Origin of the sequence: Thiohalocapsa halophila, assembly GCF_016583825.1 — a bacterium.
In the GTDB taxonomy this organism is placed as follows: domain Bacteria; phylum Pseudomonadota; class Gammaproteobacteria; order Chromatiales; family Chromatiaceae; genus Thiohalocapsa; species Thiohalocapsa halophila.
Genome location: NZ_NRRV01000011.1, coordinates 29,429 through 53,241 on the forward strand (window position 1 = coordinate 29,429; position 23,813 = coordinate 53,241).

Annotated in this window: 24 protein-coding genes; 19 read left to right on the plus strand and 5 right to left on the minus strand. The window is 69.1% G+C overall.

Going from position 1 to position 23,813, the window contains the following annotated elements; genetic code table 11:
- Positions 1 to 12: 12 nt before the first annotated feature.
- The 5 genes from CKO31_RS06475 (at position 13) to CKO31_RS06495 (ending at position 5,130) form a co-directional block, all read left to right on the plus strand.
- Complete coding sequence (locus CKO31_RS06475; protein WP_200235149.1) at positions 13 to 750, plus strand: HugZ family pyridoxamine 5'-phosphate oxidase; 738 nt, start codon at positions 13 to 15, stop codon at positions 748 to 750.
- 109 nt (positions 751 to 859) lie between these two features.
- Positions 860 to 1,156: a TusE/DsrC/DsvC family sulfur relay protein gene (locus CKO31_RS06480; protein WP_207147965.1), complete on the plus strand. Its 297-nt coding sequence runs from the start codon at positions 860 to 862 to the stop codon at positions 1,154 to 1,156.
- A gap of 131 nt (positions 1,157 to 1,287) precedes the next feature.
- Positions 1,288 to 1,512: a hypothetical protein gene (locus CKO31_RS06485; RefSeq protein ID WP_200235151.1), complete on the plus strand. Its 225-nt coding sequence runs from the start codon at positions 1,288 to 1,290 to the stop codon at positions 1,510 to 1,512.
- 158 nt (positions 1,513 to 1,670) lie between these two features.
- The gene (locus tag CKO31_RS06490) at positions 1,671 to 4,775 is read left to right on the plus strand and encodes a PAS domain S-box protein (protein ID WP_200235153.1); all 3,105 of its coding nucleotides are present in this window, start codon (positions 1,671 to 1,673) and stop codon (positions 4,773 to 4,775) included.
- A complete protein-coding gene (locus CKO31_RS06495; RefSeq protein WP_200235155.1) occupies positions 4,762 to 5,130 on the plus strand; it encodes a response regulator in 369 nt (122 codons plus the stop codon). Before CKO31_RS06490 ends, CKO31_RS06495 begins: the two co-directional genes overlap by 14 nt.
- Positions 5,131 to 5,192: 62 nt before the next feature.
- Here the strand turns inward: CKO31_RS06495 and CKO31_RS06500 are convergent, their stop codons facing one another.
- Positions 5,193 to 6,089: a class II glutamine amidotransferase gene (locus CKO31_RS06500; protein ID WP_200235157.1), complete on the minus strand. Its 897-nt coding sequence runs from the start codon at positions 6,087 to 6,089 to the stop codon at positions 5,193 to 5,195.
- Between the two features lie 260 nt (positions 6,090 to 6,349).
- Here CKO31_RS06500 and CKO31_RS26720 point away from each other — a divergent pair, with 260 nt between their 5' ends.
- Together CKO31_RS26720 and CKO31_RS06510 are read left to right on the plus strand one after the other, a co-directional pair.
- Positions 6,350 to 6,562, plus strand: coding sequence for a PIN domain-containing protein (locus tag CKO31_RS26720; RefSeq protein WP_322789103.1), 213 nt, complete (start codon positions 6,350 to 6,352; stop codon positions 6,560 to 6,562).
- A gap of 480 nt (positions 6,563 to 7,042) precedes the next feature.
- Positions 7,043 to 7,210 carry a hypothetical protein gene (locus CKO31_RS06510; protein ID WP_200235161.1) on the plus strand — a complete coding sequence of 56 codons (168 nt, stop codon included), beginning with the start codon at positions 7,043 to 7,045 and terminating at the stop codon, positions 7,208 to 7,210.
- A 99-nt stretch (positions 7,211 to 7,309) separates the two neighbouring features.
- Here the strand turns inward: CKO31_RS06510 and CKO31_RS06515 are convergent, their stop codons facing one another.
- Together CKO31_RS06515 and CKO31_RS06520 are read right to left on the minus strand one after the other, a co-directional pair.
- Positions 7,310 to 7,735, minus strand: coding sequence for a response regulator (locus tag CKO31_RS06515; protein ID WP_200235163.1), 426 nt, complete (start codon positions 7,733 to 7,735; stop codon positions 7,310 to 7,312).
- Positions 7,732 to 8,298: a sigma-70 family RNA polymerase sigma factor gene (locus CKO31_RS06520; protein ID WP_200235165.1), complete on the minus strand. Its 567-nt coding sequence runs from the start codon at positions 8,296 to 8,298 to the stop codon at positions 7,732 to 7,734. Before CKO31_RS06520 ends, CKO31_RS06515 begins: the two co-directional genes overlap by 4 nt.
- Before the next feature lie 1,266 nt (positions 8,299 to 9,564).
- On the opposite strand from CKO31_RS06520, the gene istA reads away from it, so the two are divergent.
- Genes istA through CKO31_RS06540 form a run of 4 tightly spaced genes read left to right on the plus strand, consistent with a single transcriptional unit; the run spans position 9,565 to position 12,066 of the window.
- Positions 9,565 to 10,872, plus strand: coding sequence for an IS21 family transposase (gene istA / locus CKO31_RS06525; RefSeq protein ID WP_200235167.1), 1,308 nt, complete (start codon positions 9,565 to 9,567; stop codon positions 10,870 to 10,872).
- A gap of 16 nt (positions 10,873 to 10,888) precedes the next feature.
- Positions 10,889 to 11,083: a hypothetical protein gene (locus tag CKO31_RS06530; protein WP_200235169.1), complete on the plus strand. Its 195-nt coding sequence runs from the start codon at positions 10,889 to 10,891 to the stop codon at positions 11,081 to 11,083.
- On the plus strand, positions 11,061 to 11,852 hold the full coding sequence (gene istB, locus CKO31_RS06535) for an IS21-like element helper ATPase IstB (RefSeq protein ID WP_200235171.1): 792 nt from the start codon (positions 11,061 to 11,063) through the stop codon (positions 11,850 to 11,852). The genes CKO31_RS06530 and istB overlap by 23 nt, the downstream gene beginning before the upstream one ends.
- Before the next feature lie 22 nt (positions 11,853 to 11,874).
- Positions 11,875 to 12,066, plus strand: a complete 192-nt coding sequence (locus CKO31_RS06540; protein WP_200235173.1) for a hypothetical protein — start codon at positions 11,875 to 11,877, stop codon at positions 12,064 to 12,066.
- Between the two features lie 213 nt (positions 12,067 to 12,279).
- Here the strand turns inward: CKO31_RS06540 and CKO31_RS06545 are convergent, their stop codons facing one another.
- On the minus strand, positions 12,280 to 12,768 hold the full coding sequence (locus tag CKO31_RS06545; RefSeq protein ID WP_200235175.1) for a PD-(D/E)XK nuclease family protein: 489 nt from the start codon (positions 12,766 to 12,768) through the stop codon (positions 12,280 to 12,282).
- A gap of 217 nt (positions 12,769 to 12,985) precedes the next feature.
- Between CKO31_RS06545 and CKO31_RS06550 the strand changes: the two genes are divergently transcribed.
- On the plus strand, positions 12,986 to 13,795 hold the full coding sequence (locus CKO31_RS06550) for a DUF4198 domain-containing protein (protein ID WP_242475200.1): 810 nt from the start codon (positions 12,986 to 12,988) through the stop codon (positions 13,793 to 13,795).
- A gap of 33 nt (positions 13,796 to 13,828) precedes the next feature.
- Positions 13,829 to 14,449 (plus strand): cobalt transporter CbiM, encoded by a 621-nt coding sequence (gene cbiM, locus CKO31_RS06555; protein WP_200235177.1) that lies wholly within the window; start codon positions 13,829 to 13,831, stop codon positions 14,447 to 14,449.
- A 60-nt stretch (positions 14,450 to 14,509) separates the two neighbouring features.
- Here the strand turns inward: cbiM and CKO31_RS06560 are convergent, their stop codons facing one another.
- Entirely contained in the window at positions 14,510 to 15,199 is a 690-nt protein-coding gene (locus tag CKO31_RS06560) for an ERCC4 domain-containing protein (protein ID WP_200235179.1), read from the minus strand.
- A 594-nt stretch (positions 15,200 to 15,793) separates the two neighbouring features.
- Between CKO31_RS06560 and CKO31_RS06565 the strand changes: the two genes are divergently transcribed.
- The 6 genes from CKO31_RS06565 to CKO31_RS06590 all read left to right on the plus strand — a co-directional run bounded on the left by CKO31_RS06565 (position 15,794) and on the right by CKO31_RS06590 (position 23,812).
- On the plus strand, positions 15,794 to 16,555 hold the full coding sequence (locus CKO31_RS06565) for a NikL family nickel/cobalt ECF transporter subunit (protein ID WP_242475201.1): 762 nt from the start codon (positions 15,794 to 15,796) through the stop codon (positions 16,553 to 16,555).
- Positions 16,552 to 17,310, plus strand: coding sequence for a cobalt ECF transporter T component CbiQ (gene cbiQ, locus CKO31_RS06570; protein WP_200235181.1), 759 nt, complete (start codon positions 16,552 to 16,554; stop codon positions 17,308 to 17,310). Before CKO31_RS06565 ends, cbiQ begins: the two co-directional genes overlap by 4 nt.
- Entirely contained in the window at positions 17,307 to 18,083 is a 777-nt protein-coding gene (locus CKO31_RS06575; protein WP_200235183.1) for an energy-coupling factor ABC transporter ATP-binding protein, read from the plus strand. The genes cbiQ and CKO31_RS06575 overlap by 4 nt, the downstream gene beginning before the upstream one ends.
- A gap of 61 nt (positions 18,084 to 18,144) precedes the next feature.
- On the plus strand, positions 18,145 to 18,618 hold the full coding sequence (gene nikR / locus CKO31_RS06580) for a nickel-responsive transcriptional regulator NikR (protein WP_200235185.1): 474 nt from the start codon (positions 18,145 to 18,147) through the stop codon (positions 18,616 to 18,618).
- A 366-nt stretch (positions 18,619 to 18,984) separates the two neighbouring features.
- A complete protein-coding gene (gene katG, locus CKO31_RS06585) occupies positions 18,985 to 21,159 on the plus strand; it encodes a catalase/peroxidase HPI (RefSeq protein WP_200235186.1) in 2,175 nt (724 codons plus the stop codon).
- A 1,015-nt stretch (positions 21,160 to 22,174) separates the two neighbouring features.
- Positions 22,175 to 23,812, plus strand: a complete 1,638-nt coding sequence (locus CKO31_RS06590) for a cytochrome ubiquinol oxidase subunit I (RefSeq protein ID WP_200235188.1) — start codon at positions 22,175 to 22,177, stop codon at positions 23,810 to 23,812.
- The last annotated feature ends 1 nt before the right edge of the window (position 23,813 follow it).

The window sequence follows — 23,813 nt, forward strand, 5'->3', positions numbered from 1 at the left end:
GGGAGCACGGACATGGCCCAGGACGACAGCACATCACCGCCGCAGACCGACGCCGCGGCCGACGCCCGCAGCCTCTGGTGCGGGCGTTTTCACGGGGTCCTGTCGACACACTCGAGCGCGGAGCCAGGGTTCCCGTTCGGCTCTGTGGTGCCGCTGTGTCTGGACAACAGCGGCGCGGCGCTGCTGCTGCTGAGCCACCTCGCGCAGCACAGCCGCAACCTCGCCGCCGACCCGCGCGCGGCGCTCACCCTGTTCGACGAGCGCGACGGCGACATTCAGCAGGGGCGGCGGCTCACCTGCCTCGGGCGCTGCGCGCCTTACGACGACGCGCAGGCGCTGACGCGCTGGTGTCGGCACTTCCCCTGGGGCCGCGTCTACGCCGAGCAGCTGAACTTCCGCCTGCACCGCTTCGAGCCGCTGCGGTGTCACTACAATGGCGGCTTCGCCACCGCGCGCTGGCTCGGCGTCGACCGGCTGTTGGCGCAGATTGCCTTCGACGCCGACACGGAGGCGGCGCTGGCCCGCCACCTCGCCGGCGCACATGCCGACTGGCTTGGCGGCTGGTGCGCGGACGCCGAAGGCGCCGGCGCCCGGGTGGCCGGCCTGGACCCGCTGGGTGTCACCTTGCGCTGCGGCGAGCGCCTATTGCGGCTCGCCGCACAAGGGCCGCTGGCGGACAGCGCGACACTCTCCGCGGCGATCGCGGACAAGGCGCTGCGCCCGTGGCCCGGCACCGCGACAGCGCCTTAACCCTGCTTTGCAAAGGGTAGAATCCCGCCCGGCAACCCTAATGGGATAAGGGACATGCGGCGCGCGGCCTGCGCGCCCGCCAACCACAGCAGCTGTAAGAGGTATCGCTATGACAGTCAGCGTACCCGTCGACGGCGAGGGCTTCCTCGTCAACCGCGACGATTGGAACGAAGACCTCGCCCGGGAGCTCGCCGCAGACGACGAGTTCGAGATGGACGACCAGGTGATGGGCTTCATCCACGAAGCCCGCGCCATGTACGACAATGACGGTGTCGTGCCGCCGATTCGCATCTTTGCGAAGAAGCAGGGCGTGAGCACCAAGGAGCTCTACGGCATCTTCAAGAGGGGCCCGATGAAGCTCATCTGCAAATGGGGCGGCCTGCCCAAGCCCACGGGCTGCGTATGACCGGCGCTCGGCGCCGTATCCCGCATCAGGCTTCGGGGCGGCGCCGCATGCGCCGCCCCTGCAGGACCCGGGCGCCGCAGCGCTCGGGCCGATCACCGTGACAAAACGATGCATCGACGAGGACACAACCAATGGCGACGGTGTTGAAAACCAAGGGCGATCCACTGTGGAAGCGTGCCGATGATCCGGGCTACCGGATCGGCTGGCGCAGCAAGGCGAAGTTCGAGAAGGGCCATCTCGAGGGAGAGATGACCTATGGCGAGGCCGAGGCCAAGGCCCGCGAGCTCGCCGCCAAGGAGCCGGACAAGACCTTCTACCCCGAGCTCGTCATCACCGAGGAAGCGGGCGAGCATTGAGCCGCCGCCGGCCAGGGAGGGCCGCCGGCTGCCCGGCCCTGCACCGGCGCAACCCTGGGCTGCGTGCGCCCGAAGCCGTTGCGGCTGTCTGCGCCCTGGCACTCGCGCCAGGTGCCCTGTTCGCATCACCCCCCATCGAGGCTGCGGCCGGGAAAGCCTTGCCGCTTGCCGCCGTCGTGCTGGCCGGTCTCGGCTGGTGGCAGTGGCAGCGCTGGCGCCGGCGTCATCAGGCCCTGAAAGCGCGTCTGGAGCGCGCCGAGCAACGCCTGCAAAGCCGCGAGCAACAATGGCAGGCAATCTTCGAGGCAGCGCCGGACGCGATCGTGCTCTGCACCGCAGCCGGGCGCATCGTGGTACTCAACCGCGAGGCCGAGCACCTGTTGGGCTACACCCGGCGCGAGCTGGCGCGCCAGCCCGTGGAGGTGTTAGTGCCGGCAGCCCTGCGCGATGCGCATGTCACCCACCGCCAAGGCATCGGTGACGGCCCCGAGGCCCGCAGCATGGGGGCCGGGCGGGCGCTGACGGCACTCGCCAAGTCCGGCGAAGAGATACCGGTGGACATCCGCCTGGCGCGGGTCACGCGCAAGGACCGCCCGCATGTGGTGGCCGCCCTCCGCGACCTGCGTGCCCGCCGCCAGGCCGAGCAGGCGCTGCGCGAGCGCACCGAAGAGCTGCGGCGCTCGCGCGAAGAGCTACAGTCCATCCTCGATCACGCGCCGACGCTGTTCCACGTCAAGGACCGGCAGGGCCGCTATACCCTAGTCAATCGCCGTTGGTGCGCGCTGGCGCAACGACCCGAAGCCGAGGTGCTCGGACACAGCGACGAGCTGCTGTTCCCGCCTGAGGTAGCCGCCGATATGGCGCGGGACGACGAGGTGGTGCTGGACCGGGGCGAGCCGCGCCAGTTCGAGGACGTGCGCCTCCACGGCGACACCGAGATCGTCCTGGACACCTACAAGTTTCCGCTCCTGGATGCCGAGGGCCGACCCTACGGCCTCTGCGGCATCGCCCACGACGTCACCGAGCGTAAGGACAGCGAGGCGGAGCTACGCCGCGCCCGCGATCAGGCGCAGGAGGCGAGCCGGGCCAAGTCCGCCTTCCTGGCCAACATGAGCCATGAGCTGCGCACACCCATCAACGCCATCATCGGCATGACCCATCTGGCCCTCGGCGCCGAGGTGCCGGCGCGGCCGCGCGACTGCATCGAGAGCGCGCACCACTCCGCGCGCGAGCTGCTGGCGATCATCAACGATCTGCTGGATTTCTCGCGCCTGGAGGCCGGCAAGCTGACCCTGGACGCGGTGCCCTTCCAGTTGGACGAGGTCCTGGAGACCCTGGCCAAGCGGGTCGGCCCCAAGGCGGACCACAAGGGCCTCGAGCTGTTGCTGGACACCCCGTCGACGCTGCCCGCGGCGCTGGTTGGCGATCCGCTGCGGCTCTCGCAGATGCTGGTCAACCTCGCCAGCAACGCCGTCAAATTCACCAAACAGGGCGAGGTGGTGGTCCGCGTGCGCGTCCTTGAGCACGGCAGCGAGCAGGTCGTGCTGCGTTTCTCCGTGAGCGACACGGGTATCGGGCTCTCGGAGCGCGAGCGCGCCGAGCTGTTCAAACCCTTTCACCAGGTGGACGACTCCACGACGCGGCGCTTCGGCGGCACCGGCCTCGGACTCGCCATCTGCAAACGCCTGACGGAGATGATGGGCGGGCAAATCTGGGTGGAGAGCGAGCCTGGCGCAGGCAGCACCTTCCATTGCACCGCGCGCTTCGCACCGCAGCCCCAGGCGGCGCCCGAGCGCCCCAGCCTGCCGCAGGACGAGCATGTGCTGGTAGTGGATGACAACGCCACTGCCCGCGGCATCCTGGCGATGCTGGTGGAATCCTTGGGGCTGCGCGCCGGCACGGCCGCCGACGGCGACGGCGCGCTGGCGGCGCTGCGCACGGCCTGCGCCGAAGGCGACCCCTACCGGCTCGTCTTCCTGGACTGGCGCATGCCCGGGCAGGACGGTGTGGCCGTCGCCCGCGCCATCGCCGCGGATGCCGCACTGATCCCCAAGCCGCGCGTGGTGCTGGTCACCGCCTATGCCGACGACCAGCTCGATCTGAGCCAGCAGCTCGCGGATCTGGAGCTCGCAGGCTGTCTTTCGAAGCCCGTGAGCGCCTCCGCCGTCTACGAGGCCGCCCTGGGCGAGCCCGCCGGCCACAAGCCCCCTAGGCCGCCCCGGCGCCTGGGTGACCCGCAGCACATCGAGCCTCCGGGCCCCGCCCGCGCCGTGCCCGCGGAGGCCCCGACCAGCGAGCACGACCGGACTGCCGACACACCCGCCGCCACAGCCCCGGAGCCTGTTGCGCGAGAAACAGACGCCGGGGAGGCGCGCACCGCGGCGACCTCGCCGCAGCCCGCGGCCCAGCGGCGCTCCTTGCTGCAGGGGCTCTGCGAGGAGTACCGGGGCTTCGGAGCGGCCTTCGAGCGCGCCGGCAGCGATGCCCGGCCGGACGCGCAGCTACGGCTCGCCCACACCTTGAAGGGCGTCGCCGGCAACCTCGGGCTGATGCAGATCGCCGAGCTCGCCGGCGAGCTCTATGCAGCCTGCCGCAAGGCGGCACCTGCGACCGAAATCCGACCGCTGGTGGCAGCCATCGAAACGCAGATGGAGCACTTGGCGCTGTCCCTGGACGGGGCGGCAACGGCGCCCGCCACCGAGGCCGAGCCCTGTTGCGAGCTGCCGGACCTGGACCGAGTCACGGCGGGGCACTGCCAGCAGCTGACGGCCCGCTTGCAGGATCTGCTCGACGGCGGCGATGCCGAGGCCTTGGGTGTGGCCGCGGAGCTCGCGGAGACGCTGGGCGAGGACAGCGACCTCGGTCGGCACATCGCCGGTCTGCGCCGCCGTGTGGAGGCCTTCGAGTTCGCGCTCGCCGCCGAGCACCTGCGCTCCCTGCGGCACGCCGTCGGGCGGCTCGCCACCGGCACCGAGGCCACCGGCAGCGGCCCAGTGCCAGGCGCGCCTGTGGATCTGGACAGACTCGTCAAGCGCCTGCACGGGCTGCTGCAGGTCGACGACACCCGCGCCGCCGACGTCGCCGCGGCGCTCGCGCAGGCGCTCGCCGACAGGCCGGCACAGGCCGCCGTGGTCGAACGCGTGCGCCAATGCATCCACGAGTTCGACTACACTGCGGCGCGCACAGCACTTGCCACACTGAGCTCCGATGAGGCACGGGAGGCCGTTGGTGACCCGGGAACCACAAACCGTGCTGATCGCTGACGACAGCGTCACCAATTTGCACGTCCTGAACAACATTCTGCGCCGGCACTACCGGGTGAGGGCGACGCGCAGCGGCGAGCGGGCGGTGGAGATCGCCACCCGCGATCATCCACAGGCCGTGTTGCTCGACATCATGATGCCGGACCTGGACGGCCCGGACGTTTGCCGGCGCATCAAGGCCCAGCCCGAGCTCGCGCAGGTGCCCGTGATCTTCATCACCGGCCGTGAAGACGACGCAGCCCGCGACCTGTGCGCAGCGGCCGGCGGCGCCGACGTGCTGATCAAGCCGGTCAATCCCCAAACCCTGCTCGAGATGCTCGCCGCGCACATCCGGGCCGCGGGGCAGGCGGGCTGAGCGGCTCGTGGCCTAGGGAGATCCCGATTGATTGGCCATCCCGGCCAAGAATCGGCCTTTCCCTAGCAGCCCAGAGCGCCGACACCGTCGTCCGCGTCCGCCATGGCCTGACCGGGTGTAGCGCTCGCGACCTGCTCCGGGGCACTGAGCGTACCCTCGGCGTTGTAGCAGGCGCCCTTAGACAGGGCGATGAGATCGCCTTCGCCGAGCGGCTGCCATAGCTCCTCCGTCAGGGGCGCGCTCGCGACCAGCGCCACATCCTGGCGCACGCTTTGGAGCTCGACGCCGCTGTCCGCCAGCTCCGGCGCCGAGCGCCAGCAGCAGCGCTGGAGCAGATAGAGCCCGGGCGGGCGCAGGCGCCCGTCCAGCTGCGTGCGCTGATGGGCGTGCACGAAGAGCGCATCGCCGTCGGCGTAGAGGAAGTTGGCCGGGCCCAGTGCACGCAGCTCGGCGGCATGCGCCCCGATGACGGCGAGCCGCTCCGCGAGCTCCGGCACCCCGCCGCCGGCATCGCGCCACAGCGGCGCCAGGCGCGTGAGCAGCCCGCAGAAGGCCCGCTCGGAGTCCGTCTCCCCCACCGGCCGGTAGGGCGCCCGCGGATCATCGGGCTCCGCCAACAGGTCCGGCAGGTCCCCGTTGTGGGCAAATGCGTGCATGCGCCCGCCGAGCTCGCGCAAAAAGGGCTGGGTATTGCGCAGAGAGCGGTTGCCGAAGGTGGCGAGCCGAATGTGCGACAGCGCCATGTTGGTGCGCAGCCCCTGCTGCTCCATGAAGCGCATCAGGGGGCTCTCGCTCGCCGGCCGCGGCTCGCGCAAGAGCAGGCAGTCCGGCCCCTCGTAGAACGCGATGCCCCAGCCGTCGCGGTGCGGGCCCTCGGCGCCGCCGCGCCGCGCCAAGCGCTCCAGCGAGAAGCTGAGCGTCGCCGGCATCAGGCTGGACATGGCGAAGAGCTCACACATGGACGGGCACCGCGGCTGCAATCCCGGGATTCTGGGGGATGGCGCCGGTGCTGACAAACCGCGCTGCGACCCGCGGGGTCGCGGAGGGGCGCAACGGCCGCGCACGCGACCCGCCAGCTCCCGACGACTGGACCGAGGACAAGGGGATGGCCACCTGTCCCTGGCCCCTGCGGCGCACCTGGCCGGCATGTCGGTGGGGGCTTCGCCAAGCACCTGTCCGGGCTCGGCATCCCGGTGATCGACCTCGACGATCTGGACGCGTGGCCCGCCTCGTCCTGATGGACGAGCGCGCGGGTCGGGCCATCGCCATGGAGCATGACCTGCAGGTGACCGGCACCGCCGCCGTCATCGGCCTGGCACATCGGCGCGGACTGCTCCCGCCGGCCCGAGATGTCTTCGCCGCCCCGCACGCGTGCGATTTCCGTATCTCGGCGACAGCTATCAGGGCCGTGCTGCGACGGGTTGGTGAGTGATGGACCGCCCGCTAGAGCACCTGACCTTGGCATCGCGGAAGGGCCTTAATCATCCTAGAAACGGCAGTTGATCGCTTGGTCGCAGCTACAAGTGCTTGCGCAATTTGAGAATTCGTACCGATTTCGAGGTCACCTGCCGGGTGAGGGCCGCTACGACCCCCATGGCACGCCCCGCGCGGCGCCCAGCTGCGTTACAACTCGTTGGAATAGGTCGGCTATTCCGCCTCGTTGTGCCTTGCTGGACGCCACGCGGGACGCACCCTGGGGGCCGTTCAACTACCGTTCCTAGGATCATAACTCCGGCCGCCTTGGGCGCTGGCTGAGTAGTCAGGCCATCCTGGCCTGACACAATCAGGGCTGGAAGCCTGGGCTACGCCGGAGACGCCCCCGCGGCTTGATCGTTAGTGCGAGCCGTAGGGTGGACGAGCGCCAGCGAAGTCCACCACGGGGCCGCCCGTAACCTGGTGGACTGCGCTGCGCTTGTCCACCCTACTGCTGGAGGACGACGGCAAGGGCGCGGCGCTACTGGATGCGGTGCGCTCGGTGGCGGCCGGCGAGCCGGACCGGCGGGTGCTCGGGGTGGCGCCGGCGTCGTTTGAGCAGATGCCGGAGCGCCGTTTGCGTATTGGGCTCAAGGTGCGGTTTTGAGAATCTTTGTAACCGTTTAGAGGGCGTTTAACAGTTCGGACCTGCAGCATTGTCTGAGACAGTGAAGTGGTAGCCGCGCCCGCACCCGATCAAAGGGTCTCACCCTGCCGCGGCCGGGCGAGCCGAGCCGAGGACGGCCGTGAACAGCCGGTGAATCTTGCCGATATCCACCGGCTTGGTCAGCAAGGCCGATATGCCGTGCCGTGTCGGCACCGCCGCCACGCCGTGGCGGCCCGTCATGAGCACGACCTGCTCCAAACCGCCACACTCGGCCAGCGCCGCGCCCAGTTGCCGGCCGTCGCCGTCGGGCAGGTGGACATCGATCAACGCAAAGCGGAAGGATTGCCGCGCCGCCAGCCGCCGCGCCTCGGCACAGCCGGCGGCGGCGGCGATGTCGTAGCCCAGATCGGCAAGGTCCCAGCTCAGCATCTGCCGCAGCGGCGCGTCGTCCTCCACCAGCAGCAGCGGCCGCTGCGCCGCCGGCGCCTCGGGCGCCGGCGCCGAGCGGGTTGGGGCAGCGCTCATGCCCGCTCCCCCAGCGCCACGCGCAGCTTCTGCCGCGCCCGGAACAGCCGTGTGCCCACGCCCGCGGAGCTGAGCCCCAAGCGCTCGGCGATCTCCTGCTGCGAGTGCCCGTGCAGCACCTGCAGGATCAGCGGCTCGCGGTACTCCGCCGGCAGCGCGGCAATCGCCCGGCGCAGCACGAAGGCCTCGGTGGAGGTGTCGTAGCTCTGGCGCTCGGCGCCCAGCTCCTCGGTCGGGATCGCGCTCTCGCGCGGCTGGATACGCTCGAAGCGCCGCGCGTTCTCGCGGCGCACGATGGTCTTCAGCCACCCCTTCACCGCCGCCGGCTCCTTGAGCTTCTCGCGCGAGCGCCAGGCGCGCAGCAGGCTGTCCTGCACCAGGTCCTCGGCGGTGTGCGGGTCGCCGGCGAGGCGGTAGGCGTACTTGTACAGCGCCGACCAATGGGTGCGGGCGAGCTCGGCGAAGTCGGTGGCCGGATTCAGGGGCTCGGCGGCGTGGGCTGCGTTGGTGGTGGCGGGGGCAGTGACAGTGGCGGATGCAGATGCAGATGCAGTGGCAGGCATGGTAAGTCTCCGTGGGCAGTGAGCGTGACTGCCCTAGGCATTGCACCCGCCATGCCAAATGATAAATTCCTGTTTTACAAGACATTCTAGTAGACCGCCCGCCAGCGGACGTAACGCTTCGTTACTACGAATCGTTACAGCGGACGAGCGAAGGCGCGGTCATCAACGGCCGCAGCCGTCGGGTCGCGGCCGCACGCTGCCACGACCGCCGCGGTCGCGCCTACCTTCTGCCCGCAGCAGTCACTATTTGCGCGGCGGTGACTGATCGGCTGACCGAGATCCGAGCGGCCTCAGACCTGCCTCCTATGGCACTTGACATCGATAGGGCCGGATGTCGATGGCGGTCCAGACCCGCGCATCTTCGGTGAACAGCGCGGTAGATCGCCATCGAGCCCGGTGAAGAGCGTTTGGGTGGTGTTCGGTTGGGGAGGTTGGTGGCGGGCGCCCCTGGCGGGGTGAGCGCGGGAAGGAGCCCGGAGGGCGACTGGACGCGCTCACCCCGCCAGGGGCGTGGCGACGCGCTGTGATCCGGCCCGGGAGGGGGGGTTGTGCGCGCGACGCGCGGCGGTTGTGACCGTTCGCTCGGACCGGGAGGTGACAACCCGGCGGAATCGGCTACAGGATCGGGGCCGTTGAGACAGGCGCGGCACCGGGCTCGACCGCCACAGTCACCCCGATACCGCGCCCCCAAACCGTGCCAGGCACGGCTCGCGGGAGAGTATCGCGCGCCCGTGGGTTCTGATCCAGCACTCGGCGGCAGGAGCCGCCGATGTGCCGCACTGCGCGTCTGTTCAATTGTGCCCGTTGCCGCCGCCAGGTGGTGATCTGCAGCCACTGCGATCGGGGCAACCGCTATTGCGGCAAGCAGTGCGCACAAACCGCTCGCCGCCAATCCCAGCGCGAAGCCGCGCGGCGCTATCAAGCCTCGCGCCGCGGTCGCCTCGCCCATGCCGCCCGCCAGCACCGCTATCGCCGGCGCCGCAGTGCGAAAGTGACGCATCAGGGTTCTTGCCCGCACCGGCCCGATGACAGACTGCCCATCACGTCGAGGACGTCGGCGCGCCAAGGGACGGTTCCCGGCGCCGATGCCGGTGCCGAGCGCCGTTGTCACCGCTGCGGACGGCGCTGTTCGCCGTTGCTGCGTCAGGGCTTCCTGCGCCGACCCTCGACACGCGCGGCCATCGACTTGCCACCCCCGCGGATGGCCCGCTGCCGAGGTGCTTGAGCGCTGGATGGGGGTGGTCTGACGGCGCGGAGTACACGACCTTGGCCATCCCCTCGGAGCTCGAAGCGAAGATCCTGCGTTATTTCCATGTGGAGCGATGGCGGGTCGGCACCATTGCCCGCCAGCTCGGCGTGCACCACGCCACCGTCGATCGGGTGCTCTCCCAGGCCGGGCTGCCGAAGGTCGAGCGACCCCACCGGGCGTCGCTGATCGATCCCTACCTGCCGTTCGTGTTGAAGACGCTCGAGCAGTATCCGCGCCTGAGCGCCGCGCGTCTCTACGCCATGGTGCGCGAGCGCGGTTACCGCGGTGGAGCGGATCACTTCCGCCACCTGATTGCCCACTACCGCCCGCGACCGCAGCCCGAGGCTTATCTGCGCTTGAAGACCTTGCCCGGCGAGCAGGCCCAGGTCGACTGGGGCCATTTCGGCAAGATCACCATCGGCAACGCCGAGCGGACGCTGATGGCGTTCGTGATGGTCTTGAGCTGCTCGCGCGCGATCTTCCTGCACTTCTACCTCGATGCGCAGATGGCCAATTTCCTGCGCGGGCATATCGGCGCATTCGAGACCTGGGGCGGACTGCCGCGGGTCCTGCTCTACGACAATCTGAAAAGTGCCGTGCTGGAGCGCCGGGGTGAGGCGATCCGCTTCCATCCCACCTTGCTGGAACTGGCCGCCCATTACCGCTTCGAGCCGCGCCCGGTGGCGCCGGCACGGGGCAACGAGAAGGGGCGTGTGGAGCGCGCCATTCGCTATGTGCGCGAGGCCTTCTTCGCCGCGCGCACCTGGCGCGATCTGGATGATCTCAATGCGCAGGCCGACGCCTGGTGCCGGGGCCAAGCCGCCGATCGCCCGTGCCCCGAGGATCGCTCGATGACGGTGCGGGAGGCGCTTGCGCAGGAGCAGCCGAAGCTCCTCGCCCTGCCGGATAACCCCTTCTCCACCGACGAGCAGGTCGCGGTCAGCGCCGGCAAGACGCCCTACGTGCGCTTTGATCGCAACGACTACAGCATTCCGGCGACCCATGTGCGCCGCACGCTCACGGTGGTGGCCAGCCCCGGCGAGGTGCGGATAGTGGACGGCGCCACGCTGCTGGCCACCCACCCGCGCAGCTATGACAAAGGCCGGCAGGTCGAGGACCCGGCACACATCGCCGCGTTGGTGGCGCGCAAGCGCGAGGCGCGCCAGCATCGCGGCACCGACCGCCTGGCGCAGGCCGCGCCCAACAGCCGGGCGCTGCTGACCCGCGCCGCCGAGCGCGGGGAGAACCTCGGCTCGATCACCGCGACGCTGTTGCGCCTGCTCGAGCGCTACGGCGCCGCCGAGCTCGAAGCGGCTTACGCCTAAGGCCCTGGCCCGTGATGTGCCCCATCCCAATGCGGTGCGCCTGGCCCTGGAGCGCCGCCGCGAGCAGCGCGAGCAGCCGCCGCCGCTGGCGATCACCCTGCCCGATAACCAGCGCGTACGTGAGGTCGTGGTCACGCCGCACAAGCTCGATGCTTACGACCAACTGCAAGCGGCCCGGGAGAGCGACGATGACGCGCACGACGACGGATGATCCCCTCCTGGCCAGAGCCAAGGCGCTGAAGCTCTATGGGCTGGTGGCGCATTGGTCGGAGGTCGCCGCCAGCGATTGGCTCGCACCCCTGATCGCGTGGGAGGAGGAAGAGCGCGCGCGCCGCTCGCTGGAGCGGCGCCTCGGCAACGCCAAGCTCGGGCGCTTCCGCGCGCTGGCCGACTTCGACTGGGACTGGCCCAAGCGCTGTGACCGCGCGGCCATCGAGGCGTTGATGGACCTGGACTTCCTCGCCGAGGCCGCCAACGCCATCCTGGTCGGCCCCAACGGCGTGGGCAAGTCCACCCTCGCCCGCAACATCGCCCACCAGGCGGTGCTCGCCGGGCACACCGTCTTATGCACCAGCGCCGGGCACATGCTCGGTGAGCTCGCCGGTGCCGATGGCGACCGCGCCCTGCGCCATCGCCTCTCGCTGTATGCACGCCCGCGCCTGCTGCTCATCGATGAAATCGGCTATCTCTCTTACTCCAATCGCCATGCCGACCTGCTCTTCGAGGTCGTCTCGCGCCGCTACCAGGAGAAGTCCACCCTGGTGACGACCAACCGACCTTTCGCCGAGTGGGGCGAGGTCTTCCCCAACGCCGCCTGCGTCGTCTCCCTGGTCGATCGCTTGGTGCACAACGCCGAGATCATCCAGATCGAGGGCGAGTCCTATCGCCTCAAAGAGGCCAAGGAGCGCAGCGAGCAGCGGCGCCGGCAACGCGCGGCGCGCAAGACCAACACCCGCCCGGAAACCCCGCGCAACAATTGACCACAGCCCAACGGAGGCCGCCATGCTCCCGCTGCAAGATATCCCTCAGCATTGGTCCACGGCACAAGCACTCGCCGTCTACGAATGGCTCGACTGCCTACGCGAGCGCGTCTGGGACTGCTACGGCGAGCAGATCCAGGCGCACTACCGCAGCGAACAGCAGGATCACTTCCAGCCCGACCTCTTCAAGGTCGACGACGACATGCCCTTCTGAGCCTGCTCCTCGCAGCGAGCCTCGCAGCCAGTACCCCGTGCCCCTCGGGCGGGCGTCGCGGAACTGTTCACCGTTTATGCGCAGGTTCGCTCAGCCGCTAACACTGGCAACAGGTGGTCGCCTGGTTTCGGCAGGCGGCCGAGGACAGGGTCTGAAAGTCTCGCAGTGCTGTAGACCGAGCGCCTGCGACGGCGCAGCAGGCGGGCATGTGTACTACAGGGCCGACACTTGGTCGGCGGAGCCGAAGATCTCGATCCCCAGACGTTCCGCCACCGGTCGCGCCTCCGGGCGGACCATAGGCGAGATGACGATCTTGCGCGTCGCGGTGCGGCCGTGGCGGCGCTGGTAGTAGTCCACCTTGCGCTCGAAGGTGTAGATGTCGGCCTTCGACATGGATGATTTCAGCTCGCAGAGGATCAGCTCGCCGTTGCGCACGATGATGTCGATCTCGACCTGATCCGGTACGCCGAAGACGGTCCCCTCGTCATCGAATTCGTTGACGTTGAGCACTTCGACCCCGAAGGACTCCTCCAGGATGCCCTTCAGCGCAGCCCGGAAGCTGGCCTCGGAGGACAGGCCCCAGGGCGCCCCTAGCGCCTCGATGGCCTGTTCCTGGCGCAGCCGGATCTGCCGCAGCTTCTTCAGCTGAAGCAGTACCGGGCGCTCGGCTCGCTGTTCGCCTTCGCTGTCTTCGACGGTCATGGCGTCAGTCCTTAAGGAACGCTGTAAAGGAACGCTGTAAACGTGGACTTGAGGGCGCACCCACGTACTCTAACGCGTCCCTGCGACACTTGCGGCAGTCTGCGTCGGCTCGGTATGATCTTTTTCGCAATGCTCATATCATGCTGTGCAGCGTCTGTGACGGCCGCGTGCTGACTCGACCGGCCGCAGCAACCTGACCGATCCGAGGGAGACCCCGATGTCAAACCTTTGCCCCATGCCGGCGCGGCGCGCCCGTCGAGCCGTCCTGTCTGCGCTGCTGCTGACCCCGCTGCTCGCGGTTCCGCCGGCGGCCACGGCCCATTTCCAGGAGCTGATCCCGTCCACGGAGATTGTCGATGCCGACACCGGCGGCGAGCTGTCCATGGCGCTCACCTTCACGCATCCGATGGAGCAGGGGCCGGCCATGGCCATGGGCGAGCCGGCGGCCTTCGGGGTGCTGACGGCGGATGGGAAGCAGGACCTGAAAGAGGCGCTGGAGCCGACGCAGGTGGACGGCAAGGCCGCCTACCGGGCAAGCTACGAGGTGCCGGGGCCGGGCGGCTATATCTTCTACGTCGAGCCCGCGCCCTATTGGGAGCCGGCGGAAGGCGTGATGATCGTCCACTACACCAAGACCGTCGTCGACGCCTATGGCGCTGAGGCAGGCTGGGACCGGATGGTCGGCCTGCCGGTGGAGATCGAGCCGCTGACCCGGCCCTATGGCCTCTGGACGGGTAATGTCTTCACCGGCGTGATCAAGAAGGGCGGCGAGCCGGTGCCCTTCGCCGAGGTGGAAGTGGAATGGCGCAATGACGGCAGCGTCGAGCCGCCGGCGGCGCCCTTCGTTACCCAAGTGCTGAAGGCCGACGCCAATGGTGTGTTCAGCTACGCCATGCCTCGGGCCGGCTGGTGGGGCTTCGCGGCGCTCATCGAAGGGGATGAGCCCATGCAGAATCCCGACGGCGAAGACGTGCCGGTGGAGGAGGGCGCGCTAATCTGGGTGCGCGCCCGCGATATGGCACCTTAAGCGCCTTCTATCCGGAGAGCAAAGACTGCGCCCATGGCCCACATCCCCGACGGCGTCCTGAGCGCGCCGGTGCTGCTGACGGGCGCCGCGGCCTCGGCGGGGCTGCTCGCCATCGCCCTGCGCCGGCTGGACTGGGAGGGCCTGCCGCAGGCGGCGGTGCTGGCGGCGGCCTTCTTCGTGTCCTCGCTCATCAGCATCCCGCTGGGGCCGAGCAGCGCACACTTGCTGCTGAACGGCCTCATGGGCCTCCTGCTCGGCTGGACGGCGGTGCCGGCGCTGTTCGTGGCCCTGGTGCTCCAGGCGGCGTTTTTCGGCTACGGCGGGGTCGTCGTCCTCGGCGTCAACACCCTGAACATCGCCCTGCCGGCGCTGCTGTGCGCGGCGGCGCTCCGACCACTGTTGTCGCGCGCGCGGCCTCGTGCCGTGCTCGGCATCGGCGCCGCGGCCGGCGCCGCCGGTGTGCTGCTGACGGCGCTGATGGTAGCCCTGAGCCTGGGGCTGAGCGGCGAGCCCTTCCTGCCCGCAGCCAAGGCCGTCGTGATCATCTACGTGCCGCTGGCGCTGGTGGAGGCGCTGGTCACCGGCACCGTGCTCGGCTTTCTGCACCGGGTGGCCCCGGAGATGCTGCCTGGTCCTATCCGATCAGCCGCGTGACGCTGACGGATAGGAAATCCAAGCCACCCCGGGCGCCGGCGTCTTGCCCCTCTCCCGCCGTCAAATCTCCGGGTCGTCCCCGGATGCGCCCGCCGGGTAGGCGGCGGTCGGCTCTTCCACCGCCCAGCGGATCAGCTTGGCGGTGTCCGGGCCGATGCCGGGCACAGTGGCGAGGTCTTGGGCGGAGGCGGCCATGGTGGCCTCCACAGACCCGAAGCGCTCGATCAGCCTGCGGGCGCGCTCAGGGCCGACGCCGGGCAGTCCTTGGAGGATCCGAGCCCGGGTGCGCGCCTTGCCGCAGGGCCGGCGGCCCGGGCGCTGCGGGGCGAACGCCGCCCGGTTTCGGGCTTGGCGGGCGGCGGCGAGGACGAGCCAGGCGGTCTCCTCGGGGTCCTGAGCGCGCAGGATGGGTAGGCGCAGGAAGACGGCGAGGTGGATCAGGGCGCCCTGGATCGCCTCCCGGCGCATGCGCGAGTCGGCCAGATCCCGGGCGCGGCCTTCCAGGATAAGGATGCCCGGCAGCGGGGCATTCGCGAGGCGGATGGCCTGGGTGAAGAGGCGCCCATCCTTGATGGATGCGGTGAGGTCGGTCAGGGTCTTGCGCTCGACCAGCAGGTGGTCGTCGACCCGGTAGTCGCCCGCGGCCAGGCGCGCGACCTCAACCAGAACGTCCGGTCGTTTGCGCAAGGCGGCGACCACCGAGCCGCCGCGCTCCCGGTCGTCCGCGATGACGGAAAATCGAGCGTCCATCGTTCGATGTCCTGCCGGGTCGTTGTCCAGTCCCGGGCACGATAACGAGGGAGTGGGATCGGATTACCTTGCTAGGCTTGTGGTTGCTCCCTGCGGCGAGATCAGCCGCGAAAGGGCATTGTCAATGCGCTTGCGACAGCGCTCCAGCGGTGTCACCAGAGAGCACGGATCGATTTGCAATCCCTACCGCTCTCCGCGCCGAGCCTGAACCTGATCGAGCGGTTTTGGCAATTCCACAAACGCCAAGTCTTTAACGGCTACTACGGGACCTTTGCCGACTATTAGGCTGCCTGTAAAGGGTTCTTCAGGTTCTCCCGGCGCCGATCATGGGAGTGGGTGGGACTGGCGACTCGGACGGGGTTGTATGATGAGAGTCTCAGAAATCATACTGCCGTGGCCGTCCGATGCCGTGTCGCGGCCGCGGTCCCGGTCACGTGGCTCTGCCGCCGGCCGCGGGCAGCACCCATACCGCGCGGCATCGGTCCGCGCCCCGCGAAGGTTGTGGGCGGACGGGTTTGCGTCGGGGATGGTGTCCGCGCGCGGATCAGGCGCGCTGCCCCCGGCACACGTGTAACCAGCACGCGAGGTATGACAATGGATGCTGTAACCACGCCCTGCCCGGCAGGCGATGCCGAGGCCAGGACGCGCCAACGGCGCCGGCGATGCCGGCCCGGCCTTGGGCAGGCGCTCGGCTGGCAAGCGCTCGGCCTGCTCCTGATGGCCCTCATTGCTGACCCCGCATTGGCGCACAAGCTCAATCTCTTTGCCGCCGCCGACGGCCGCCGCATTCAGGGCGAGGTCTACTTCGCCGGCGGCGCCAAGGCGACGGACGTGCCGGTGCTGGTGCAGAACGCCGCGGGTGAGGTGCTGGCGGAGCTGCGCTCGGGCGCCGACGGCGGCTTTGCTTATCAGGCCGAGGCGCCGGTGACCCATCGCATCGTCGCCGAGACACCGGATGGTCACCGCGCGACATGGCGCATCGGCGCCGGCGAGCTGGCGGCGGCCTTTCCGCAGGCGACGGCCCCCGCCGACAGCAGAAACGGGGGCTCCAAGCCGGCCACTTCCGGTGCCGGCTCTCACAGCGGCGCGGGCACCGGCGGCGCCCGGGCCGGCGGTTCCGACGACCAGCCCCACTCGCCCCCGCCCACTGCCGATGCTGATCTCACCCTCGATCCTGCCCTGGCCGCCGCCATCGAGCGCGCCGTCGCCCGGCAGGTGCGCCCGCTGCGGGAGGAGGCCCTCGCCGCCCGCGAGGCCGTGCAGCTGCGCGACGTGCTGGGCGGGCTCGGGTACATCCTCGGGCTCGCCGGCCTCGGGCTCTGGTGGCGCTGCCGGCGCGGGCGCACCGGTACATGACGGATACGGCCCTGCCTGTCAGCCGCGGCGGCTATTGGCTCGCGCGGCGGGACCCGCGGCTGCCGGTGCTGGCCGCGATGCTTCTCGCGCTGGCCACCGTGAGCCTCCAGACACTGCCGGCGGCGCTTCTGGCGCTCGGCGCCGCCCTTGCCCTGGCCGCCGCGGGTGGCCTGAGCTGGCCGGCGGTGCTGCGCCGCCTCGCGGTCCTGGAGGGGCTGATGGTGGTGGTGCTGCTGAGCCTGCCCTTCACCACCCCAGGCGAGCCCTGGCTGACCCTCGGCACGCTCACGGTTACCCACGAGGGCCTGCGCCTGGCGGCGCTCATCGCCGTCAAGGCCAATGCGGTGGTGCTGGCGCTGCTGGGTCTGCTGGGCGGGCTGGAGCCTGCGGTACTCGGGCACGCCCTGGCGCGGCTCGGCATGCCGCCCAAGCTGGTGCACCTGCTGCTGTTGACGGTGCGCCAGATCGCGCTGCTGGACGACGAGCGCCGGCGCCTGCGCCGGGCCATGCGGGCGCGGGCCTTCGTGCCCCGCAGCAACCGCCATACCTGGGTCAGCTACGGCAACCTCATCGGCATGCTCCTGGTGCGCAGCCTGGAGCGCGCCCGGCGCATCGAGGCAGCCATGCGCTGCCGCGGCTTTCGGGGCCGCTTCCACCTGCTGGACAGCCGGCACTGGCAAAGCGCGGACACCGCCTGGCTGCTGGCGCTGGCGCCGCTGCTGGTGGGGCTGGTTGCGCTGGACCGGCTGCCGTGAGCGCGCCGCTGCTGGAGCTGCGCGGCCTGCACTTCGGCTTCGCCGACCGTGCCGTGCTGCGGGGCGCGGACTTCGCGCTGCACCCCGGCGAGCGCGTGGCGCTCACCGGGCGCAACGGCGCCGGCAAGACCAGCCTGCTGCACCTGCTGGTGGGCCTGCGGCGCCCGAGCGCCGGGCAGGTGCTGGCCTTCGGCGAGCCGCGGCGGGTGGAGGCCGACTTCGTGCCGGTGCGCGCGCGGGTGGGGCTGCTGTTCCAGGACTCGGACGACCAGCTGTTCTGCCCCACGGTGCTGGAGGACGTTGCCTTCGGCCCCCTCAACCTCGGGCGCTCGCGCGAGCAGGCCCGCGCGGACGCCGAAGCGACCCTGGCCGCCCTGGGCCTCACCGGCTTCGGCGAGCGCGTGACCCATCGCCTCTCCGCCGGCGAGAAGCGCCTGGTGGCACTGGCGACGGTGCTCGCCATGCGCCCGCAGGTGCTGCTGCTGGACGAGCCCACCAACGGCCTGGACGAGGCCATCGAGGCACACCTGCTCGCCCACCTGGAGGGCCTGGACCTGGCCATGGTCATCGTCTCCCACGACCGCCGGCTGCTTGTACGACTCGCTACCCGTGCGGTCGCGCTGCACGAAGGCAAGCTCGCGCCGGCGACCCTCCACAGCCACGAGCACACCCATCGCCATGCCCATTTGCATCTGCATGGGCCCGGTGTGGATGGCGAGGCCGCGCATACGGGCGCGGCGCCGCTGCATGCGGATCACCATGCCGGGGAGTGAGGGTCGGATAAGCTATGCTGCTTCGATGCCGCCGGCCCTGCGCCGCCCTGAGGAATCCCAGATGCAGCGTGTCACCATCACCCTCGACGACGACCTGAGCGACGCCTTCGAGCGCTTTCGCGCCGAGCACGGCTACGCCAACCGCTCCGAGGCCGTCCGCGACCTGATCCGCGAGCGCCTCCAGGCCGAGCGCCTGCAGCGCGAGCCCACCGGTCACTGCGTCGCCAGTCTGAGCTATGTCTACAACCACCACGAGCGCGAGCTCGCCGGCCGGCTGACCCAGGCCCACCACCAGCACCACGACCTCGCCGTGTCCACCCTGCACGTGCACCTGGACCACGACCACTGCCTGGAGACCGTGGTGCTGCGCGGCGCCACGGACCGGGTGCGCGCCTTCGCCGATGCCGTCATCGCCCAGCCCGGTGTGCGCCACGGCCGGCTGTCGGTGCTGCCGGTGCGGGTCGCCGAAGAAGCCCACGATCACGGCGACGACGCCGGGGCCGGGCGCCATCTGCATCTAGAGCCCTTGCCCTGACTCTTGCCCGGACGCTTGCCCTGGTGGGGGGCGGGTCGCTCGGGCGGAGCCGCCGATTCGCAACGACGCGCTTGTCTGGGCCGGCAACCGCGCGGGTGCTGCCGGGTGCTGGATCACGCCGCTCGGTTGAACGGCTCTGGGCAGGCGCTCGCGGCGCTGCGACGGCCTCAAGCCTGTGCGTCAGCTTTTGCCTATTGCCTTAGCGCATACGATTGCCGTAGCCGATCAGCTAGGCAGAATCAGCGCATTGGACAAGGCGCACCCCTGACTCTAGCCTGAGGCCATGCTCGACGAGCACCCGAGCCCGGCCAAACCGAGCCGGGCCTATCAAACGCGAACTGGTGAAGCCACGAACCGGAGGCAACGATGGGCAACGACGTCAACACAACGGCCGGCAAGTGTCCTGTCATGCACGGCGCCATGACGGCCGCCGGGGCATCGAACATGGACTGGTGGCCGAAGGCGCTGAATCTCGACATCCTGCATCAGCACGACACCAAGCCCGACCCCATGGGCCCGGGCTTCGATTATCGCGAAGCGGTCAAGGAGCTCGACTTCGACGCCCTCAAGCAGGACCTGCACGCCCTGATGACCGACAGCCAGGCGTGGTGGCCGGCGGACTGGGGGCACTACGGCGGTCTGATGATCCGCATGGCCTGGCACGCCGCCGGCAGCTACCGCATCGCCGATGGCCGCGGCGGCGGCGGCACGGGCAATCAGCGCTTTGCGCCCATCAACAGCTGGCCTGACAACGCCAATCTGGACAAGGCCCGCCGCCTGCTTTGGCCCATCAAGAAGAAGTACGGCAACAAGCTGAGCTGGGCGGATCTGATCATCCTCGCCGGCACCGTGGCCTATGAGTCCATGGGGCTCAAGACCTTCGGCTTCGGCTTCGGGCGCGAGGACATCTGGCATCCGGAGAAGGACACCTACTGGGGCTCGGAGAAGGAATGGCTCGCCACCAGCGACAACCCCGAGAGCCGCTACTCCGGTGAGCGAGACCTGGAGAATCCGCTGGCTGCGGTGATGATGGGGCTCATCTACGTCAACCCCGAAGGCGTCGACGGCAACCCCGATCCGCTGAAGACCGCGCAGGACGTACGCGAGACCTTCGCGCGCATGGCGATGAACGACGAGGAAACCGTCGCCCTCACCGCCGGCGGCCACACCGTCGGCAAATGCCACGGCAACGGCGACGCGGCCCTGCTCGGGCCGGAGCCGGAGGCGACGCCCTTGGAGGAGCAAGGTCTCGGCTGGAACAACAAGACCCAGCGCGGCATCGGCCGAGACACCGTTACCAGCGGCATCGAAGGCGCCTGGACCACCAACCCCGTCCAGTGGGACAACGGCTACTTCGCCATGCTGTTGGGCCACGAGTGGGAGTCGCGCAAGAGTCCGGCGGGCGCCTGGCAATGGGAGCCGGTGGACATCAAGGATGAGGACAAGCCCGTGGATGTCGAGGACCCGTCCATTCGCTACAACCCGATCATGACCGATGCCGACATGGCCATGAAGATGGACCCGGCCTATCGGGAGATCTCGGAGCGGTTCCACCGCGACCCAGACTACCTGGCGGAGGTCTTCGCGCGCGCCTGGTTCAAGCTCACGCATCGGGACATGGGCCCCAAGGCGCGCTACCTCGGCCCCTGGGTGCCGCAGGAAGACCTGATCTGGCAGGACCCGGTGCCGGCGGGCCGCACCGATTACGACATCGACGCGGTCAAGGTCAAGATCGCCGCGAGCGACCTCACCATCGCCGAGATGGTCGCCACCGCCTGGGACAGCGCCCGGACCTTCCGCGGCTCCGATATGCGCGGTGGCGCCAACGGGGCACGCATTCGGCTGGCGCCGCAGAAGGACTGGGCAGGCAACGAGCCGGAGCGCTTGGCCAAGGTGCTGGACACCCTCGAAGGCATTGCGCAGCAGACCGGCGCCAGTGTGGCCGATGTCATCGTGCTGGCGGGCAATGTCGGCGTCGAGCAGGCGGCCAAGGCCGCCGGCTTCGATGTCAGCGTGCCCTTCGCGTGCGGGCGGGGCGATGCCACCAATGAGATGACCGACGCCGACTCCTTCGAGCCGCTGGAGCCCATCCACGACGGCTATCGGAACTGGCTCAAAAAGGACTACACCGTCAGCGCCGAGGAGCTCATGCTCGATCACACGCAGCTGATGGGGCTGACCGCGCCGGAGATGACGGTGCTCGTCGGCGGCATGCGGGTGCTGGGGACCAACCACGGCGGCACCAAGCACGGCGTCTTCACCGACCGCGAAGGCGTGCTGTCGAACGACTTCTTCGTCAACCTGACGGACATGGACTACCGCTGGGAGCCCGCGGGCGAGAACCTGTACGAGGTCCGCGACTGCCAGACGGGCGAGGTCAAGTGGACGGCAACGCGCGTGGACCTCGTCTTCGGCTCCAACGCCATCCTGCGCGCCTATTCGGAGGTCTATGCGCAGGACGACAACCAGGAGAAATTCGTGCGGGACTTCATCGCCGCATGGACGAAGGTGATGAACGCCGACCGATTCGATCTGGCGTAGCGCCCGGCGCCGTCCCTGCCCCGAGCTGGGTATGCAGGGGCCGCATCGGCAGCCCCGGACCGGCCGGGGCTGCCGGGCGAGCCCTCATCTATTCCACGGACGCAGACCATGCGGTGCTGTTTCGGCCTGAGATCTTAGGCGAGACCCGTAGGGTGGACGAGCGACAGCGAAGTCCACCGAGCGCTGCCCGGCATTTGGTTAACGCCCATTGATCGGTGTTTCCCGTGCCGGGCAGGGCGCCCCGCAATTTTTGGCGACGCAAGTCGAACAGCAGATGCAGGCGTCTCCTTTGGTGGACTGCGCTTCGCTGGTCCACCCTACCGCACGGGAGTGCCGGCTTTGAGCCGGCTCACCGCGCCCATTCGGCTCGGTGCCGGGTCGGCGGTGTCCGGGCCGGTACTAAGGCGCATGCAGGGCCGCCCGTGCCGCGCTGCATCATGGCTCCAGGCCGCAGGTCGCGCCCCGGGGGCATCGAGCCCCCGGCGCGCGAAGCCGGCTGAAAGCCGGCGCTTCCGGTCCGCGCCTCGCCGGCGCCCCAGACTCAGCCTGCGGTATGGAGACCAAGCGAGCCGGAGGGTCAATGCTTGGTGTCGCCGCGGGCGGTTCCTGGTGCCGCTTGACGCAAGTCGGTGTGGTGCCGCCGCCCCAGCCCCTTTTGATGCCTCCAACAAGACTTTTTATACCCCTGTTTTAAAAGGAAAACTGGTGGAGTCCCCTTGACGCCGGTCATCGCAAGCGCGCCGTCGCCCGAGCAATTCTGTCGACATTGACAATTCGCATGTCCGACCCGGCCGCTGGGGGAATATAAGTGACCTCTAATGCATGGACTGGCCTGCGGCGTCCCGGCGGGCGTTGCCGGGCCGCAGGTGTCGGGCGCCGGATGCGTCCCGGTCAGTGCGCGCCCGCAGGGGCAGCGGCGCGCCTGGGCGAGGATGGGCGGTAGCGGATCGGGCCGGTACGGCGGTGATCCGGCACGCCTGCTGGGATCACTGCAACAACGACGGAAGAGCGAAGCATGCTTGACAGCACCATGATCGAGCTGTCGCGTTGGCAGTTCGCCGCCACCGCGATGTATCACTTCCTGTTCGTGCCGCTGACATTGGGCCTCTCCTGGATGCTGGTCATCATGGAGAGCGTCTATGTCATGACCGGGCGCGAAATCTACAAGGACATGACCAAGTTCTGGGGCAAGTTGTTCGGCATCAACTTCGCCCTGGGGGTCACCACCGGGCTCACTATGGAGTTCCAGTTCGGCACGAACTGGTCCTACTACTCGCACTATGTCGGCGATGTCTTCGGCGCGCCGCTGGCCATCGAGGGGCTGATGGCGTTCTTTTTGGAGTCCACCTTCATCGGGCTCTTCTTCCTCGGCTGGGAGCGGCTCACCAAGCGCCAGCACCTGATGGTGACCTTCCTGACCGCCATCGGCTCCAACCTCTCCGCCATGTGGATCCTCATCGCCAACGGCTGGATGCAGTACCCGGTGGGTGCCGAGTTCAGCTACGAGACTATGCGCATGGAGATGCAGAGCTTCTATGAGGTGATGTTCAATCCGGTTGCGCAGGTCAAGTTCGTGCACACGGTGGCCGCCGGCTATGTCACCGCCGCCATGTTCGTCGCCGGCATCAGCGCTTGGTACATGCTCAAGGGTCGGGATCTGGCCTTCGCCAAGCGCTCGTTCTCCGTGGCCATGGGCTTCGGGCTCGCGTCCATCCTGTCGGTGATCCTGCTGGGCGACGAGTCCGGCTACGAGGTGGGCGACGTGCAGAAGGTCAAGCTCGCCGCCATCGAGGCCGAATGGCATACCGCCGAAGCACCAGCGGGCTTTACGATCTTCGGGCTACCGAGCAACGAGGACGAAGAAACGCACATGGCGATCAAGGTCCCCTGGGCGCTGGGGCTCATCGCCACCCGCTCCCTGGACGAAGAGGTCGTCGGCCTCAAGGACCTGATGCGTGAGCACGAGGTGCGCATCCGCTCCGGCATGGTGGCCTACGAATATCTGCAACGGCTGCGCAACGGCGAGGACAACGCCCACAATCGCGGTACCTTCGAGGACCACATGGATGACCTGGGCTACGGGCTCCTGCTCAAGAAGTACACAGACAACCCCGCCGAGGCCACCGAGGAGCAGATCCAGATGGCGGTAAAGGACTCCATCCCGGAGGTGGCGCCGCTGTTCTGGAGCTTCCGCATCATGGTAGCGGCTGGGTTCTGGATGCTGCTGCTGTTCGTGCTCGGGTTCTATTTCAACGCCACCCGCAAGATCCAGGAGAAGCGCTGGCTGCTGCGGGCCTTCCTGCTCAGCATCCCGGTGCCCTGGATCGCCGCGGAGACCGGCTGGTTCGTCGCCGAGTTCGGCCGCCAGCCCTGGGCCATCGGCGAGGTGCTGCCCACCTCCGTCGCCGCCTCCAGCCTGACGGCGAATGATCTGATCTTCAGCCTGAGCGCGTTCATCATCTTCTACACGGCGCTGTTCGCCATCGAGATGTTCCTGATGATCAAGTTCGCGCGCCAAGGGCCGAGCTCGCTGCACTCCGGGCGCTATTACCACGAGCGCCAGGCCAAGCTCGTCGCGGATTCCGAGTCCGATTCGGGCAATGGTCCGGGCCCCGCCCCCACCAATGCACCAGCACAGCAGCGGGAGGACTGAC